Annotated in this window: 14 protein-coding genes; 8 read left to right on the plus strand and 6 right to left on the minus strand. The window is 70.8% G+C overall.

Annotated elements, in window-relative coordinates; all coding sequences use genetic code 11:
• Positions 1-88 precede the first annotated feature (88 nt).
• From G6O69_RS16365 to G6O69_RS16385, 5 genes are all read left to right on the plus strand, one after another.
• Positions 89-1,744, plus strand: coding sequence for an MBOAT family protein (locus tag G6O69_RS16365; protein ID WP_172304431.1), 1,656 nt, complete (start codon positions 89-91; stop codon positions 1,742-1,744).
• Positions 1,744-3,441 (plus strand): GDSL-type esterase/lipase family protein, encoded by a 1,698-nt coding sequence (locus tag G6O69_RS16370; RefSeq protein WP_172304432.1) that lies wholly within the window; start codon positions 1,744-1,746, stop codon positions 3,439-3,441. Before G6O69_RS16365 ends, G6O69_RS16370 begins: the two co-directional genes overlap by 1 nt.
• 34 nt (positions 3,442-3,475) lie before the next feature.
• The gene (locus G6O69_RS16375; protein WP_176396883.1) at positions 3,476-5,125 is read left to right on the plus strand and encodes an amino acid adenylation domain-containing protein; all 1,650 of its coding nucleotides are present in this window, start codon (positions 3,476-3,478) and stop codon (positions 5,123-5,125) included.
• A 117-nt stretch (positions 5,126-5,242) separates the two neighbouring features.
• On the plus strand, positions 5,243-5,488 hold the full coding sequence (locus tag G6O69_RS16380) for a phosphopantetheine-binding protein (protein ID WP_172304434.1): 246 nt from the start codon (positions 5,243-5,245) through the stop codon (positions 5,486-5,488).
• A 6-nt stretch (positions 5,489-5,494) separates the two neighbouring features.
• A complete protein-coding gene (locus tag G6O69_RS16385; RefSeq protein ID WP_172304435.1) occupies positions 5,495-6,409 on the plus strand; it encodes a sulfotransferase in 915 nt (304 codons plus the stop codon).
• 82 nt (positions 6,410-6,491) lie between these two features.
• On the opposite strand, the gene G6O69_RS16390 is transcribed toward G6O69_RS16385, so the two are convergent.
• A complete protein-coding gene (locus tag G6O69_RS16390; protein WP_172304436.1) occupies positions 6,492-7,535 on the minus strand; it encodes a hypothetical protein in 1,044 nt (347 codons plus the stop codon).
• A 192-nt stretch (positions 7,536-7,727) separates the two neighbouring features.
• On the opposite strand from G6O69_RS16390, the gene G6O69_RS16395 reads away from it, so the two are divergent.
• On the plus strand, positions 7,728-8,342 hold the full coding sequence (locus G6O69_RS16395) for a sigma-70 family RNA polymerase sigma factor (RefSeq protein ID WP_172304437.1): 615 nt from the start codon (positions 7,728-7,730) through the stop codon (positions 8,340-8,342).
• A 165-nt stretch (positions 8,343-8,507) separates the two neighbouring features.
• Here the strand turns inward: G6O69_RS16395 and G6O69_RS16400 are convergent, their stop codons facing one another.
• A complete protein-coding gene (locus G6O69_RS16400; protein WP_172304438.1) occupies positions 8,508-9,401 on the minus strand; it encodes a LysR family transcriptional regulator in 894 nt (297 codons plus the stop codon).
• Positions 9,402-9,466: 65 nt separating this feature from the next.
• Here G6O69_RS16400 and G6O69_RS16405 point away from each other — a divergent pair, with 65 nt between their 5' ends.
• A complete protein-coding gene (locus tag G6O69_RS16405; RefSeq protein WP_172304439.1) occupies positions 9,467-10,462 on the plus strand; it encodes an NAD-dependent epimerase/dehydratase family protein in 996 nt (331 codons plus the stop codon).
• 32 nt (positions 10,463-10,494) lie between these two features.
• Here G6O69_RS16405 and G6O69_RS16410 read toward each other — a convergent pair whose 3' ends face one another.
• From G6O69_RS16410 to G6O69_RS16425, 4 genes are all read right to left on the minus strand, one after another.
• The gene (locus G6O69_RS16410) at positions 10,495-10,698 is read right to left on the minus strand and encodes a hypothetical protein (RefSeq protein WP_172304440.1); all 204 of its coding nucleotides are present in this window, start codon (positions 10,696-10,698) and stop codon (positions 10,495-10,497) included.
• Positions 10,691-12,433 carry a serine/threonine-protein kinase gene (locus tag G6O69_RS16415; protein ID WP_172304441.1) on the minus strand — a complete coding sequence of 581 codons (1,743 nt, stop codon included), beginning with the start codon at positions 12,431-12,433 and terminating at the stop codon, positions 10,691-10,693. The genes G6O69_RS16410 and G6O69_RS16415 overlap by 8 nt, the downstream gene beginning before the upstream one ends.
• A gap of 72 nt (positions 12,434-12,505) precedes the next feature.
• Entirely contained in the window at positions 12,506-13,414 is a 909-nt protein-coding gene (locus G6O69_RS16420; protein ID WP_172304442.1) for a LysR family transcriptional regulator, read from the minus strand.
• Positions 13,415-13,508: 94 nt separating this feature from the next.
• Positions 13,509-13,994 (minus strand): C-GCAxxG-C-C family protein, encoded by a 486-nt coding sequence (locus tag G6O69_RS16425; RefSeq protein WP_217909849.1) that lies wholly within the window; start codon positions 13,992-13,994, stop codon positions 13,509-13,511.
• Between the two features lie 64 nt (positions 13,995-14,058).
• Here G6O69_RS16425 and G6O69_RS16430 point away from each other — a divergent pair, with 64 nt between their 5' ends.
• A complete protein-coding gene (locus G6O69_RS16430) occupies positions 14,059-15,246 on the plus strand; it encodes a M20 family metallopeptidase (protein ID WP_172304443.1) in 1,188 nt (395 codons plus the stop codon).
• The last annotated feature ends 76 nt before the right edge of the window (positions 15,247-15,322 follow it).

Raw genomic sequence — 15,322 nt, forward strand, 5'->3', positions numbered from 1 at the left:
GTGTGCGCGTGCGCCGAGCACGCTGGGCTAGACGCGCGAGATCCAAGCCCTTAGGGTCGCCCCCGACTCGGATCCGACCGACCCCGCCGTGCTCTTTCCGACCTTCGACTTCCTGCTCTTCATCATCCCGACCCTGGTCGGGTTTTGGTTGTTGGCGGATCGACCGGTGGCGCGCGGGCTGTGGCTGCTCTTCGCCAGCTACTTCTTCTACATGGCCGGTCCGAAGACCGAGCCTGCGCCTGCCCCGGCCTACTTCGTGGGCCTGCTGGTGTTCTCGACGATCCTCGACTTCGTCTGCGGCGAGCGCGTGCACGCCCTGGCCGACGCGGTCGAGGACGAGATCGACCGCGAGGTGGTCGGCCCGGCGCGCAGGCGCAAGCGGTTGTGGATGGCGGCGAGCCTGATCGGGAACCTCGGGCTGCTCGGCTACTTCAAGTACGCCAACTTCTTTCTCCAGGCGGTCGCGGACGTCGCGGGGGCCGTGGGTATCGGGGACATCACGCCCTACCACTTCGACGTGATCCTGCCCCTGGGCATCAGCTTCTATACCTTCCAGAGCCTCAGCTACACCCTGGACATCGCCCGCGGGCGCCTCGAGCCCGAGGAGAAGTTCTGGCGCTTCGCGCTCTTCGTGGTCTTCTTCCCGCAGCTCGTCGCCGGGCCGATCGTCCGCGCCCGCGAGCTCATGCCCCAGCTGCGCCTGGGCCCGCGTTTTTCGGCGGCGGCCATGGAGGCCGGGGCGTTTCGGATCACCAAGGGCCTGGCCAAGAAGGTCGTGCTCGGCGACTGGATCGCGGTCCACCTGACCGACAAGATCTTCGACGCGCCGGCGACCTTCACGACCACCGAGCTGCTGATCGCGCTCTACGCCTACACCCTACAGATCTACGCCGACTTCTCGGGCTACACGGACATCGCGATCGGCGTCGCCCAGATGCTGGGCTTCGAGCTGCCCGAGAACTTCCGCCGCCCCTACCAGTCGCGCGACATCGCCGAGTACTGGCAGCGCTGGCACATGACCCTCTCGGGCTGGCTGCGCGACTATCTGTTCTTCCCGCTGGTCGCGCGCATGGGCGCCCGCTTCGCCTACGTGGCGGTGTGGATCACCATGTTCTTGGTCGGCATGTGGCACGGGGCCAGCTGGAACTTCGTGATCTACGCGAACATCCACGCGGGCGCGCGGGTGTTCTCGCGCTGGAACCAGGTCCGCGAGCGCGAGCGCTCCTGGGGCTACAAGCTGCTGCTGTGGCCGATGCTGCTGGTCGCCGTGGGCGCGGCCTTCGTGGGCCTGGGCCGCGGGGTGATGCACCTCGAGTGGGCCGGCGCGCTGACCTTGGGCGGGGTGATCGCCGCGGTCTTCGCCCTGGTCGCCTGGCTGCCGGAGACCGGCAGCAAGCTCAACACCGTCGCGCACGTCGCGTTGACCTTTCACCTGGTCGTGTTCTCGCGGATCTTCTTCCGCGCCCAGGACCTCGACACCGCGCGGGACTTCGTCCACGGCCTGGTCCACCCGGACTTCAGCCACGGCGTGCGCCCGGGCCTGGTCTCGCCGTGGATCGCCGCCGCGCTGATCTTTGGCCTCGTCTATCACTTCACGCCCCAGGAGTGGGTCGACGTCCACGCCAAGAACATCTTCCGCAAGCTGCCCGGGCCGATCCTCGGCCTGCTCTTCGCGCTCTTCATCCTCGGCCTGATGCTGCTCATGGCGGGCAGCCCGCGGGCCTTCATCTACTTCCAGTTCTGATGTCCGCGCCCCAGCCCCAGATCCCGGCCGACGAGGTCGAGACCAGCAAGCCGACCTGGGCCACGCTGCGCCAGGTGGGGCCGGCGATGCTGACCGTGGTGTTCTGCGTGGTGGTGACCTACCTGGTCCCCGAGCTCGAGTTCGCCCGCCCGCTCACGCCCGAGGATCCGCTGCCCTTTTGGAACCTGATCGGCCGACCCTTCGAGAGCGGCGAGGCCCAGGAGCAAGAGCAGCACCACGAGGAGGTCGAGGACTTCGCCCGCGAGGCCCTGGCCGAGGCCTCCGCCGCGGCGCCTCCGCCCCGGCCGGATCCTGTCGAGATCGTCGAGCTCGACGAGGGCGACGCGCTCCCGGCCTACGTGCCCCAGCCCGGCGACGACGAGGCGCCGGTGCGCTCGATCGAGCTGTTCACCGGTCACGAGCTCGACCGCTTCCTCGAGTCGCTGGCCTACAGCGACGAGGGCGTGGCGCGCAAGCTCCATGCCGAAGGGGGCGAGGGGGGCGAGGGGGCCGAGGAGGGCGAAGCTGGGGAAGCGGGCGAGCGCAGCGAGGTCGCCGTGACCCGCGTCGTCCACTGGGGCGACTCGGTGATCGGCATCGACGGCATCCCCGGGGCGATCCGCCAGCGCATGCAGGCGCGCTTCGGCGACGCCGGCCATGGTTTCCACGCGATCACCCCGCCGAACACCTCCTACCGCCACCGCGAGGTCGACTTCGAGACCAACGGCAAGTGGAGCAAGTGCTTCATCATCTTCCGCTGCAAGGACGACGGGCGCTACGGCCTCGGCGGGGTCACGGCCTGGTCGGCGGGCGGCGGGCAGAGCCGCTTCGCGCCGAGCGAGAAGCACAGCTCGGGCCGCGTGGGCCGCTTCGACGTCGCCTACATGGCCCAGCCTCGGGGCGGCAAGCTCAAGCTCCAGCTCGACGATCGGGAGCCGGTGTTCATCGAGACCGCCACCGAGGGCGAGCTGATCGAAGACCGCTTCCACAGCTTCGAGGTCGAGGATGGCGCGCACGAGCTCCAGCTGCGGGCCAGCGGCGGCGGCCAGGTCCGGCTCTACGGCGTGACCCTCGAGCGCGAGGTCCCGGGGGTGGTCTGGAACAGCCTCGCCCTCGTCGGCGCCTTCACCAGCCGCCTGGGCGAGCTCGACGAGGACCACCTGCGCACGCAGCTGGGCCACCGGCCGGTGGCCCTGGCGGTGTTCATGTTCGGGGGCAACGACATGACCCGCAAGTACATGAAGCAGGAGGAGTACGAGCAGGAGCTCGCCGCGGTCGTCCAAAAGGTCCGCCGCGCCGACCCGGAGCTCGACTGCCTGATCATGTCGCCCCTCGACCACGGCAAGCGCGAGGGCGTGCGCATCGTGTCGCTGCCGATCGTGCCGATGCTCGTGGCGGCCCAGCGCAACGTGGCCAAGGCCGAGGGCTGCGCCTTCTTCGACACCTGGTCGGCCATGGGCGGAGACGGCTCGGCGGGGCGCTGGTACAAGCAGAGCCCGCGGCTGATCGGCGGCGACCTCGGCCACGCCACGGCCAAGGGCCACGTGGTCATCGGTGAGATGATCTACCGGGCGATCCTCGAGCAGTACGTGGCCTATCGGACCCGCGACGAGGATGACGCGCCCGCGCCCGAGCCCGAGCCGGCGCCCGAGCCCGAGCCGGCGACCCCGAGCGGGGGCTCGCCGGATCCAAACTGAGCCAACCCGAACCCTCAGAATCAGGCATCAGACAGTGGAGCAGCAGATGCGAGAAGCCAGCTTGCACGGCTATGTGCTCGCCGCCGCCGCGGCTCACCCGGAGCGGCCGGCCATGGAGGTCGACGGCGAGACCCTCAGTTACGCCCAGCTGCGCGAGCGCGCGACCTCGCTGGCGGCGGGCTTGATGGCCCACGCGGCCCAGCGCGACGCCGGCCCGCGGCTGACGGCGGCCCTGGTCGGACGCAGCGCGGCGGGCTTCTCGGGGATCCTGGGCGCGCTGTGCTCGGGCCACGGCTACGTGCCCATGGTCCCCGGCCTGCCCGCGGCCCGCCTGCGCCTGATGATCACCCGCAGCGAGGCCCGCACGCTGTTGCTCGACGCCGAGGGCGAGGCCGGCCTGGACGAGCACGGCGGCTTCGACGAATTCCTCGACAGCCTCGAGCAGCCCATGCTCGTGGTCTTGCTCGAGGCCGAGGTCGACGACGCGCGCCGGGCCAGGCACCCGCGCCACACCCTGGTCGGCCGCGACGAGCTGCCCCCGGCGGCCCAGTGGTCGCGCCCGCGCGTCGTCCCCGAGGACATCGCCTACCTGCTGTTCACCTCGGGCAGCACCGGCGAGCCCAAGGGCGTGATGGTGGCCCACCGCAACATCACGCGCTTTTTGGACGTGGTCATCGAGCGCTACGAGCTCGGGCCGGAGGACCGCTTCTCGCACCTGTTCGAGATCACCTTCGACCTCTCGCTCTTCGATCTCTTCGCGCCGTGGAGCGTGGGCGGCTGCCTGTGCGTGCCCGACAAGCGCGACCGCATGCTCCCGGCCCGCTACGTCGCCAAGGCCGGGCTGAGCGTGTACTTCTCCGTGCCCTCGGCGGCCCTGCTGATGAAGCAGCTGCGCGCGCTGACCCCCGACGCCTTCCCCGAGCTGCGCCTGGCCCTGTTTTGCGGCGAGGCCCTGCCCCTGGCCGTGGCCGAGAGCTTCGCCGCGGCCGCGCCGGCGGCCGTGCTCGAGAACATCTACGGGCCCACGGAGCTGACCTTGGCGTGTACGACCTACCGGATCGGCGCGCACACGGCCGGGGAGTGCGAAAACGAGGTCGTGCCGATCGGCGAGCCCTTCCCGGGCATGCGCGCCAAGATCGTCGACGCCCAGCTCGCCGAGGTCGCCCCGGGCGAGAGCGGCGAGCTGATCATGGCCGGGCCGCAGCGCGCCCTCGGCTACTGGCGGGATCCGCAAAAGACGGCGGCGGCCTTCATGGTGCCCCCGGGCGAGACCGAGCGCTTCTATCGCACGGGAGATCGCGTGCGTCGCCCGGCGCAGGCTGGCGCGCCCATGACCTTCCTCGGGCGCATGGACACCCAGGTCAAGATCAAGGGCTACCGCGTGGAACTCGGTGAGATCGAGGCGGCGATCTGCCGCGAGGCCGGGGTCGCCGCGGCCGTGGCCGTGGCCTGGCCCAAGACGCCGGCGGGCGCCAGCGGGGTCGTGGCCTTCGTGGCCCCGGGAGCCGCGCGCGTGCGCGCGGGCGACATCGACGTCGATGGGATCCTCGACGCCCTCGAGGTCAGCCTCCCGCGCTACATGGTGCCCAGCGATCTGCACGTGCTCGAGGCCTTCCCGCTCAACCAAAACGGGAAGATCGATCGGCGCGCCCTGCTCGCGCGGCTGCGCGAAGAGGAGGACTGAGCCCGGCGGCGGGCGCCCCGAGCCGCGCCTGGGCCCGCGCTCGGGGCCTGGGCCTGGAGAAGCCTCGGGGCGAATTTGCCAGAGCGCCGTCGGGTGCTCTAGCGTGGCCGGCGAGCCGTGACGATCTCCCGAGACGACCTCATCAAGTTCCTCAACCGCAAGACCCGCGCCGACATCAGCGGCGTGGGTGACCAGACCGAGCTGTTCTCGACCGGCACCATCGACTCCTTCGCGATGATCGATCTGATGACCTGGCTCGAGAAGAACAAGGTCAAGGTCGGGCCCGAGGACGTCAGCTACGACAACTTCGACACCGTCGAGCGGATCTTGACCTTCGCCGCGGCCAACGCCCGCAACAAGTAGGCGCGCATGGGCGAGTCCAGCTCCAAGCCGGGGATCATCGTCGTCGGGAGCCCGCGCTCGGGCACGACCTTGCTGCGTCGGCTGCTCGACGCTCACCCGGGCATCGCCTGCCCGCCCGAGACCTACGTGTTCTCGGCCGCGGCGCGCTTTTTACATCACGACCGCTTCGCCGCCGGGCTGCGCATCGGCGTGGTCGACGGCCTGGCCTTCGCGGGCTTCGAAGAGGACGAGGTCCTCGCCCGCCTGCGCGGGATGTGCTTCGGCTTCCTCGACGACTACGCGGCCCGCCAGGGCAAGGCGCGCTGGGCCGAGAAGACCGCCTTTCACAGCTTTCACCTCCCGGCGATCCGCCGGCTGTGCACCGGCCACGTCAAGTTCGTCTGCCTGCACCGCCACGGCCTCGACGTCGCCGTCTCCCTGCGCGACCTCGTCGACAAGACCGGCGGCTACGTCAGCGAGCTGCACGACTACCTGCGCCGCTGGCCCGAGCCGCTCGAGGCCCTGACCCGGGCCTGGGTCGACGTCGAGACCGAGATCGCCGAGCTCGCCGAGGGCGAGGACGCGATCAGTTTGCGCTACGAGGATCTCGTCGAAGACCCCGAGGCCGAGGTCCGCCGCCTGCTCGAGTTTCTGGACGAGCCCTGGGACGCCGAGCTGCTGCCGCGGGCCCTGGGCGAGGCCGGGACCATGGGCTTCGGCGACTGGAAGACCTACGCGCGCAAGGCCATCGACAGGTCCAGCGTGGGTCGCTGGCAGGGCCTGCCCGAGCCCGTGCTCGCCAAGCTCGCGGGGATCTGCAACCCCACCTTGACCCGCCTGGGCTACGAGGCCGTCGAGGCCGACCTCGAGGGTCCCGACCCCGAGTCTGCGCGCCGCCGCTACCAGATGGGGCTGCTGCTCAACCGCAGCCGCAGTGAGTAGCTGGGGGGAGTAGCTGGGGGGAGTAGCTGGGGGGAGTAGCTGGGGGGAGTAGCTGGGGGGGAGTCGCTGCGGGGAGCAGGGCTCAAAGGTCGTCGGAGATGCAGGCGATCGGGCGCGAGGGCGCCGCGAGGTTCTTGCAGTCGACGCTGTCCTCGCCGTCCACGACCATGTCCGCGCCGAGCACGACGGCGCCCGACTCGAGGTCGATGGCGTAGAGCCCCGCGTTGGAGCCGAGCACGCCGCACAGCAAGACCGCGTCGAGGTCGGGGTGGTAGGTCATGCCGACGCCGGTGTCGGTGTCGAAGCTCGCGTCGAGGACGAGGTTGTCGACGACCTGGTTGTTGTCGCCGGTGAAGCTCAGCATCAGCGAGTCCTTGGCGTCGATGACGTAGGCGAGCTGCGAGCTGGGCAGGTGCCAGCTCAGGCCGGCGGAGCCCCACTCGATCCCCAGCCACGCGGTGGTCTGGGTCTGGGCGGTCGCGGGGTCGATGTCGACGACGGATACGTTGCCCTCGGACAGGGACACGCCGAGCAGCCGCCCGGGCTCGGGGGTGTGCTCGGCGGACAGCGCGAGCACCTGGATGTTGGCGCCGCCCTCGCCCTCGAAGGGGCTGATCATCGTGGCCGTGCAGGCGCAAGGGTCGATCTCGACGAGGACCTCGTTGTCGGTGATCCCCAGCAGGCGGTCGCCGAGGAAGGTCAGCGAGACGAATTCGGCGGCCGCGGGCAGGGCCGCGTCGACCTCGAGGGCGTCGCAGATCACCTGACCGACGCCGAGCTCGTCCTCGACCAGGCCGACGCGGATCAGCCGGTTACCGAGGAAGAGCGGCCTGTCGACGGTGACCAACCAGTTCTGCGGCGGGCAGGGCTCGTCGCCGCAGATCGGGTCGCCGGTCTCCGTCGAGGTGTCGGTCTCCGAGTCGCTGCCGCTCTCGGTCTCCGTGTCGGTGCTGCTCTCGGTGCCGGACTCGGTGGTGTCCTCGGCGCTCGTATCTGCGAGCCCGGTCTCGCCCGCGGTCTCGGTGTCCGACTCGGCCTGGTGGTAGGGGTTTGGAACCAAGGTGCAGGCGCCGGCGCACAGCGTCGTGATCGCGCAGGCCGAGGGGAGGTGAAGGTGGCGCCGCATCTCCCCTGTTTTAACAGGGATGCCCGCTTTGCGCAGGCGGATCGGGCTGGGAGCTCGCGTCGCGACCGAGCCTCCTGACAGCCCCGAGCGCGGTCCCCCGGCGCTCGCTCGCGGCGAGGGCGAGGGATCGCCGGGTTCGGCTCGGCTGGGGCCGGTGTGCGGCGCAACGCGCGGATGGTACCTTCGACCCTCGTGACCGACGCAGCGCTGCTTCAGGCCTGGTCCGCTGGCGACAAGCTCGCTGGTGAGCAGCTCTTCGAGCGACACTTCGAGGCCGTCGCCCGGTTTTTCCGCAACAAGCTCTCGGCCGACGCGAGCCACGAGGACCTGATCCAGCAGACCTTCCTGGGCTGCGTCGAGGCTCGAGATCGCTTTCGCGGCGAGGCCAGCTTCCGCAGCTTCTTGTTCGCCATCGCCCACCGCCAGCTCGCCAAGCACTGGCGCAGCCGCAGCCGCAATCGCGTGGATCTCCAGACCATGTCGGTCCACGACCTCGAGCCCTCGCCGAGCGCGGTGCTCGCTCGCGGCCAGGACCAGCGCCTGCTGCTCATGGCTCTGCGCCGGATCCCCCTGGATCACCAGGTCGCCCTCGAGCTGCACTACTGGGAGTCGATGACCGCCGCGCAGATCGGCGAGGTGCTCGGCATCCCGCTGGGCACGGCCAAGACCCGGCTGCGCCGGGCCAAGCAGCTGCTCGGGGTCGAGCTCGACGCGCTGCACCGCGGGGAGGTCAGCGCGCAGACCAGCTCGATGCAGCTCGACAGCTGGGCCCGGGAGCTGCGGGCCGGGCTCTTCGACGAGGACTGAGGCTCTAGTGTGCGCGCCAGAGGACTTGAAGGGTCTCAGGCTTGGAGCACCGGCCGCTGACTTCGTTGCTCGTCAGTCATTTGTGCCCGACAAACTCCCTCCTCGCGCCTCGTCAACAACCGGCGGTCCGGCGCCTGAGACCCTTCAAGTCCTCTGGCGCGCACACTAGTGTGCGAACTGCTCGCGCAGCCACGTCCAGACCGCGGCGATGCGGGGGACGTCGCGCAGGGCTCGGTGGCCGACGAGCCACAGCTGATTGGCCGGGATCTCGCTGACGCTGGCGCGGAGCTTGGCCGTGAGCGCGACCTCGGCCAGGCCGTGGAGCTGGGTATAGGCCGCGGGCACGAGCATGGCGCCCACGCTCGCGCGGGTCGCCTCGATCAGCGCGGTCATGCTGTCGCAGCGAAACACGATCTGCGCGTCGTCGACCTGGCTGGTCAGCCACGACGACTCGGCGAGGTGGCTGAGGCTCGGGCCCCAGCACACCCAGCGGGCGCGGGCCGGGGAGCGCAGGCGGCCGAGCTCGGCCGCGTAGCTGGGGGAGGCCGCGACGGCGAAGGGCATCGTGGCCAGGCGCGCGGCGACGAAGTCACCGGCGGTCGGCCGACGCGTGCGCAGGGCGAGGTCGGCCTCGCGGCGGTGGAGATCGACGTAGTCGACGCTCGACAGCAGCTCGATGTGCAGCCGCGGGTGACGCTCGAGCAGCGCGGGCAGCCGGGCGACGAGGAAGTGATCGACGACCCCCGGGGGCGCGGCCAGGCGCACGCGGCCCTCGGCCTCGGTCTCGATCCCCCCGAGCGCCCGGCTGAAGTCGGCGGCGGCCTGCTCCATGCCCTCGAGGTAAGGGAGCAGGCGCTCGGCCGTGGCCGTGGGCAAGGTGCCGTCGGGGGTCCGGTCGAAGAGGTGCACGCCGAGGCGGGCCTCGGCGGCGTCGAGGCGCCGGGCGACGGTCGAGATGTTGACCCCGAGGACCTCGGCGGCGCGCTTGAGCGACCCGCTGCGGCCGAGGGCGAGGAGCAGGGCGAGGTCGTCCCAGCGCGGGTCTTCCTGGGTTTGCATATCCGCAAACCTAGCTTGTTCATAGCGAGATTCTCAAGTCTATCTGCAAACCTTAGATTGACGTCATGGCGCGAGCCCCAACGACATCGAAACCCGCTCCTCTACACGTCGTCGTCGGCGCCGGACAGATCGGCCGCCAGCTCGCCGAGGTGCTCGCCGGCCAGGGCAAGGCGGTCAGGCTGGTCCGCCGCGGGCCCGCGGGCGAGGCGAGCCCGGGGATCGAGTGGATGCGCGGCGACATCACCGAGCCCGAATTCGCCGACGCGGTCTGCCGCGGGGCGGCGGTGGTCTACAACACGGCCAACCCGCCGGACTATGCGAGCTGGGGCGAGCGCTTGCTCCCGCTCTATCGGGCGGTCCGCGACGCGGCGGCGCGGGCCGGGGCGCGCCTCGTGCAACTCGACAATCTCTACATGTACGGCCGCCCCGAGCGCGCGCCCTTCGACGAGGACACGCCCGTGCGCCCGTGCAGCGCCAAGGGAGCGCTGCGTGCGGCCTGGGCCGAGGAGCTGCTCGCCAGCCACGCCCGCGGCGACGTGCAGGTCAGCGTGGGCCGGGCGAGCGACTACTTTGGGCCCAAGACGCCGAACACCGCGGTGTTTCGCCCGGACGCCTTCTCCCGCCTGCTCGCGGGCAAGGCCGTGTACATGGTCGGCGGGGATCCAGACATGCCCCACAGCTACAGCTACAGCCCGGACGTCGCCCACGCCCTGAGCGTGCTCGGTGAGCGCGAGGAGGCGATCGGTCGCGTCTGGCACCTGCCGACCGCGGCCCAGGAGAGCACGCGCCAGCTCTTCTCGCGCTTCGCCGCGCAGGCGGGGGTGGACCTGCGGATCCGCGTGGTCCCCAAGTGGGCCCTGCGCGGGATCGCGATCGCCTCGCCCATGGCCCGGTCGCTGCTCGAGATGGTCTATCAGTGGGAGCTGCCCTACCTCATCGACGATCGCCGCTTTTGCGAGACCTTTGGGGTCGCGGCCACGCCTGTCGACGAGGCCGTGGCCGCGACCTTGGCGGATTACCTCGGCCAAGATCGCGCGGGCGGCCAGGCGCGGGCGGCCTGAGCCCAGTCGGCTCGAGCTCAGTCGGCTCGAGCTCAGTCGACCACGAGCAGGGCGAGGAGCCCCGCGCCGACGACCAGGGGGGCCACGCCAAAGGCGGTCACCAGGATCAAGGCGGCGACCAGGGCCGCGCCCAGGCCCACCGTGCTCGGCAGGGCGAGGGCGCGGCTGCGCGGGGGCAAGCAGAGCGATGGCGGTGGGCGACCGGGCCGCGCGCTGGGCTCGGGATCCTCAAGCACGTCGCGTCCCCGGGGGCAGGGCCTGGGGCGCGTCGGCCTCGACGAGGACCTGCACGCGCTCGCCGACCCAGTCGAGGGCGCGGCGCTCCTCCTCCATGTGCCGCTGGTGGATCTTCTTGACGACCTCGTAGCCGACCATGACGCCGGCCGCGGCCCCCCCGAACACCAAGAAGGGCTCGACGACGGCGAGCAGGCTGGGGACGATGTCAGTGAGCACGCCGCCCGCGACCAGGCCGCCAAAGAGGCCGAAGAACGCCCCCTTGCGCCGGCGCTGGCGAGCCAGGCGATAGAAGTTGCGGCGCACGGTCAGCAGGGCGCCCTCGGGTCGGCGATCGATGCTCGCCTCGGACTCGCTGTTGGACCAGGCCAGGCCGCTGCCAAAGTGCTCGACCAGGCCGGCGCCGCCGAGGTTTTGCTCGAGCTCGCGGACGATCCGGCGGGTGACCTCCGGGCTGGGCACGGCGGGCAGGGCTCGCTCGCAGTGGATCTGCGTGGGCATGCCCATGTAGGTCCGGTCGCGGTTGCGCTTGCGCTTGGCGGGCTTGTGACCGTGGGTGGGGACGGGCGCGGGGCTGGGCGGGCGCAGGTCGGAGAGCTCGAGGCCGACCTCGTCGGCGATCTCGCGGACCTCGTGCTCGCTCAGCGGGGGCCGGCGCTCGTCGGGCCCCGAGTGCTGGGCGCCAAACACCTGGGCGATCGCCTGGGTGTCGTAGACGAGCTCGTCGCTCGGCTGCGTCGGGGCGGTGGCCAGGGGCGAGGCGCCGACGTCGAGCTCGCCGCGGATCGTGCGGAGCTCGGCGAGCAGGGCGTCCATGCTCGAGAAGCGGCTCGAGGGATCGACGGACAGGCCGCGGCGCAGCAGCGCGCGCAAGCTCGCGGGCACCCGAGCCTCGACCGGCGGCGGCGTGATCCGTCCGCCGACGATCGCCAGGGACAGCGCGCGCAGGTCGTCGCTGGGGAAGGGCAGGCGCCCGTAGACCGCCTGGTAGAGCGCGACGCAAAACCCGAACTGGTCGCTGCGCGCGTCGGCGCGCTCGCCAAGGTGCTGCTCCGGCGCCATGTAGGCCGGCGTTCCCAGGAGCACCCCGTGACGGGACATGCTGGTCGCGGTGGCCTCGGCGTCGTCGGCGAAGCTCGGGGGCGTGGCCGTGTCCTCGTGGCCGTCGGGCGCCCGGGCCAGGCCGAAGTCGAGGATCCGCGGGCGCCCGTCGAGGCCGACGAGCACGTTGTCGGGCTTGAAGTCACGGTGGACCAGGCCGGCCTTGTGGGCCGCGGCGAGGCCCTCGCCCGCGGCCAGAAACACGTCGAGGACCTGGTCCAAGGTCCGCTTGCCGAGCAGCCAGCGGCGCAGGTTCTGGCCCTCGATGTACTCCATGGCCACGAAGAGCTGGCCGTCGTGCTCGCCGACGTCGTAGACCGCGACGACGTTGGGGTGGGCGAGCTTGGCCAGCGATTGGGCCTCGGCGCCGAGGTTGCTGGCTTGGCTACCCGAGAGCTCGGGCTTGAGCAGCTTGATGGCCACGGTCCGGCCGAGGCGCTCGTCTCGGGCCGAGTAGACGATGCCCATGCCCCCCGAGCCGATGCAGTCGATGACCTGATAGCGGCCGATCTTCAGCGGGCTCCGGGCCGAGCCGAACAGCCTGGCCTTGACCTCCTGGCGCAGGCGCTCGAGCTCCAGCGCGGAGGCCTCGGGCGCGGGCGGCGTGGGGCCGGAGCTGGGGGAGGGGTTGCTCACGAGGACGACTGCTTGTGGCGCGCTCATCACGGGACGGCGGGGTAGTACCCGGCGACCCCGATCGAGATTGCGTCATGGAGAATTTTTTTTGCCGTGGAAGTACTCGACCAACCAGCGGCCCGCAGGCCCCGGTGGGGCGGCTGCCCGATGGATCAAGAACATGTCCACGGTGTGAAAGCTGGTGCCCCACTCCCGGACGTGCAGCCGCACCAGGCGCCCGGCCTCGAGCTCCTCGGCCACCATGTGCAGGGGCATGTTCCCCCAGCCGAAGCCCGCGAGCAGGCAGGCTTTCTTGGCGGGCAGGTCGGCGAGGCGCCAGTTGTCGTCGCCGGCGACGGCGAAGTCGATGCCGGCGGTCAGTGACGAGCGGTCCGTGAGCACCAGCTGGGTGTGCTCGCGCAGCGCGGCCAGGGGGATCGGCTCGCCGCACTGCATGGCCAGGGGGTGGTTGGCGGCGCAGACCGTGACCAGGTCGATGACGCCGAGGGGCTCGCGCTCCACGCCGCCGGGAAACTCTTGCAGGGGCAAGCTGATGCCGAATTGAACCGCGCCGTCGGTGACGAGCTTGGCCACGGCACCGAGCGCCTCGGTGTGCAGGTGGACCGGGACCGTGGGGAAGCGCTGGCGAAACGCGGCCAGGGCCTCGAGCAGCACGGGCATCGGGAAGAACACGTCGACGGCGATGGCCAGGCGCGGCTCGAGGCCCTCGCGCATCTGGCGGGCGCGGGCGAGCAGGCGATCGACCTGACCGTTGACGGAGCGGGCGTCATCGAGGAGCGCGCGGCCGGCCGCGGTCAGCACGGGCTTGCGGCCGGTGCGGTCGAAGAGCTCGAGCTCGAGCAGCCGCTCCAGGTTTGCGATCGCGTAGCTGATGGCCGACTGCGCCCGAGCCAGCTTGCGCGCCGCACCAGAGAAGCTGCCGGTCTCGACGATCGCCAAAAACACGACGAGCTGGTCGAAGGTGATCGGCTCTCCAGCCATGGTTGGATGGTTATACCCCCGCGGCCGCGCGTTCGCGGTAGGGGACGCTTTGAACACGCCCCTTTGGGGGCTGCGCGGCATTTTGGGCCGCGCGTCAGCGAAAGTCGAGGCGCTCGCCCTCGTCCGTGGTCAGGGGAGTGACCGGGTGGGCGAGGCCTTGCTCGCGCAGGGTCTCGTCGACGAGCTGGGCGACCTGGGCGACGAGCGCGGTACAAAATCGATGGCGATCGGGCCCGCGAAAATCACCGTGTGGCGCGGTCAGGTCGTTGCAGATCAGGCTCGGGCTCGCCCCGCGATCGAGCTCGGCCTCGACCCGCGCCTGGTAGCGCTTCATCGCGCGCTCGAGGGCGGGCGTCGTCGGCCCCGTGGGATCGGGGTGGCCGAGGAACTCGCCGAGGATCAGCTGCCCGGCGACCACCGCTCCGCAGGTTCCACGACCCGTGATCCCTCCACGGCGCAGGCTCTGGTAGGCGGCCGTCGGGCGGTCGAAGGTCTCGGCGAGGGCGATGCCACAGGAGCGGTGTGGAGTGCGCTCGCCCTCATAGAGGATCAGCGCCTTGCTGCGAATTGCCGAGCCCATGGCGCCAGCGTAGCGCGTCGCAGGGCGTCTGTATTGTGACGGAAAATCAGCTACCCTGCGCGCCATGTCTTGGGAGGATCCGAGCGAAGAGATCCGCGGCCTGGAGCCGACGCTGGTCGAGATCAGGCGAGACATCCACAAGCACCCGGAGCTCGGCTTCGAGGAGCTCCGGACCCAGCGGCTGGTCAAGGGCTGGCTCAGCCAGCTCGGCTACGAGCCGCGGGAGAGCGCCAAGACGGGGCTCATCGCCGACCTTCGCCCCGAGCTCCAGGGACGCGCGCCGACCATCGCCCTGCGCGCCGACCTCGACTGCCTGCCGATGCCCGAGCACACCGACTTGCCCTGGCGCTCGGTCCACGACGGCCGCGCGCACAAGTGCGGCCACGATGGGCACACGGCGATCTTGTTGGGCACGGCCGCGATCCTCGCCCGCTACCGCGAGCAGATCGCCGGCAACGTCCGCTTGCTCTTTCAGCCCGCCGAAGAGGGCGTCGATGGTGGCGGCGCCAAAGTCATGATCGCCGAGGGCGCCCTCGACGGCGTGAGCGAGGTCTATGGGCTGCACAATTGGCCCGGCTATCCCAGCGGCCAGCTGCGGGTCATCGCCGGCCCGACGATGGCGCAGGTCCACACCTTCGAGATCACCGTGCGCGGTCGCGGTGGCCATGGCAGCCAGCCGCAGGACTGCCGCGACCCCATCGTGGCCGGGGCGGCCCTCGTCGGCGCGCTCCAGACCGTGGTCTCTCGGGGGCTGGGCGCCGCGGGCGGGGCGGTGCTCAGCGTGTGCAGCTTCGAGAGCGGCACCACGAGCAACGTCATCCCCGAGTTCGCGCGCATGACTGGCACCATCCGCAGCTACTCCGCCGCGGTCACCGAGCGAGTGCTCTCGCGCGCGCGCGAGATCTGCAAGGGTGTCGGCATGACCCATGGCGTCGAGGTGGACCTCGCCCTGGAGGCCAGCTACCCCGTGCTCGTGAACCACCCCGAGTGTGTGGCGGCCGTGCAACGCGTATCACAGCAGGTCGGCCTCGCGGCCAGCAGCGAAGGGCTGCCCATGGCTGGAGGCGAGGACTTCGCCTACTTCGCGGCGGAGGTGCCGGCGGCCTACTTCTTCCTTGGCGCTGGCCGCGAGGGAGAGGACACGCCCGGTTGTCACCATCCCGACTTCGATTTCGAAGACGAACTGATACCGATCGGTATGCAGATGTTTCTCGGCCTGGTCCGCGAGCGCTTGCCCGCCGTCGGCGCCTGAGTTTTCGCCGAGTCGAGCACCAAACTCTGGGCAAGGTCGCCGCGCCGGGCGCGAACACTAGAGCCATCAATGGTCG

The organism is Pseudenhygromyxa sp. WMMC2535, from assembly GCF_011083025.2.

Excerpts from the sequence above, each read along its gene's own strand:
- G6O69_RS16405 (WP_172304439.1), top strand. The coding sequence starts at position 9,467 with ATGGCGCGAGCCCCAACGACATCGAAACCCGCTCCTCTACACGTCGTC.
- G6O69_RS16430 (WP_172304443.1), top strand. The coding sequence starts at position 14,059 with ATGTCTTGGGAGGATCCGAGCGAAGAGATCCGCGGCCTGGAGCCGACG.
- G6O69_RS16390 (WP_172304436.1), bottom strand. The coding sequence starts at position 7,535 with ATGCGGCGCCACCTTCACCTCCCCTCGGCCTGCGCGATCACGACGCTG.
- G6O69_RS16420 (WP_172304442.1), bottom strand. The coding sequence starts at position 13,414 with ATGGCTGGAGAGCCGATCACCTTCGACCAGCTCGTCGTGTTTTTGGCG.
- G6O69_RS16370 (WP_172304432.1), top strand. The coding sequence starts at position 1,744 with ATGTCCGCGCCCCAGCCCCAGATCCCGGCCGACGAGGTCGAGACCAGC.
- G6O69_RS16385 (WP_172304435.1), top strand. The coding sequence starts at position 5,495 with ATGGGCGAGTCCAGCTCCAAGCCGGGGATCATCGTCGTCGGGAGCCCG.
- G6O69_RS16425 (WP_217909849.1), bottom strand. The coding sequence starts at position 13,994 with ATGGGCTCGGCAATTCGCAGCAAGGCGCTGATCCTCTATGAGGGCGAG.
- G6O69_RS16400 (WP_172304438.1), bottom strand. The coding sequence starts at position 9,401 with ATGCAAACCCAGGAAGACCCGCGCTGGGACGACCTCGCCCTGCTCCTC.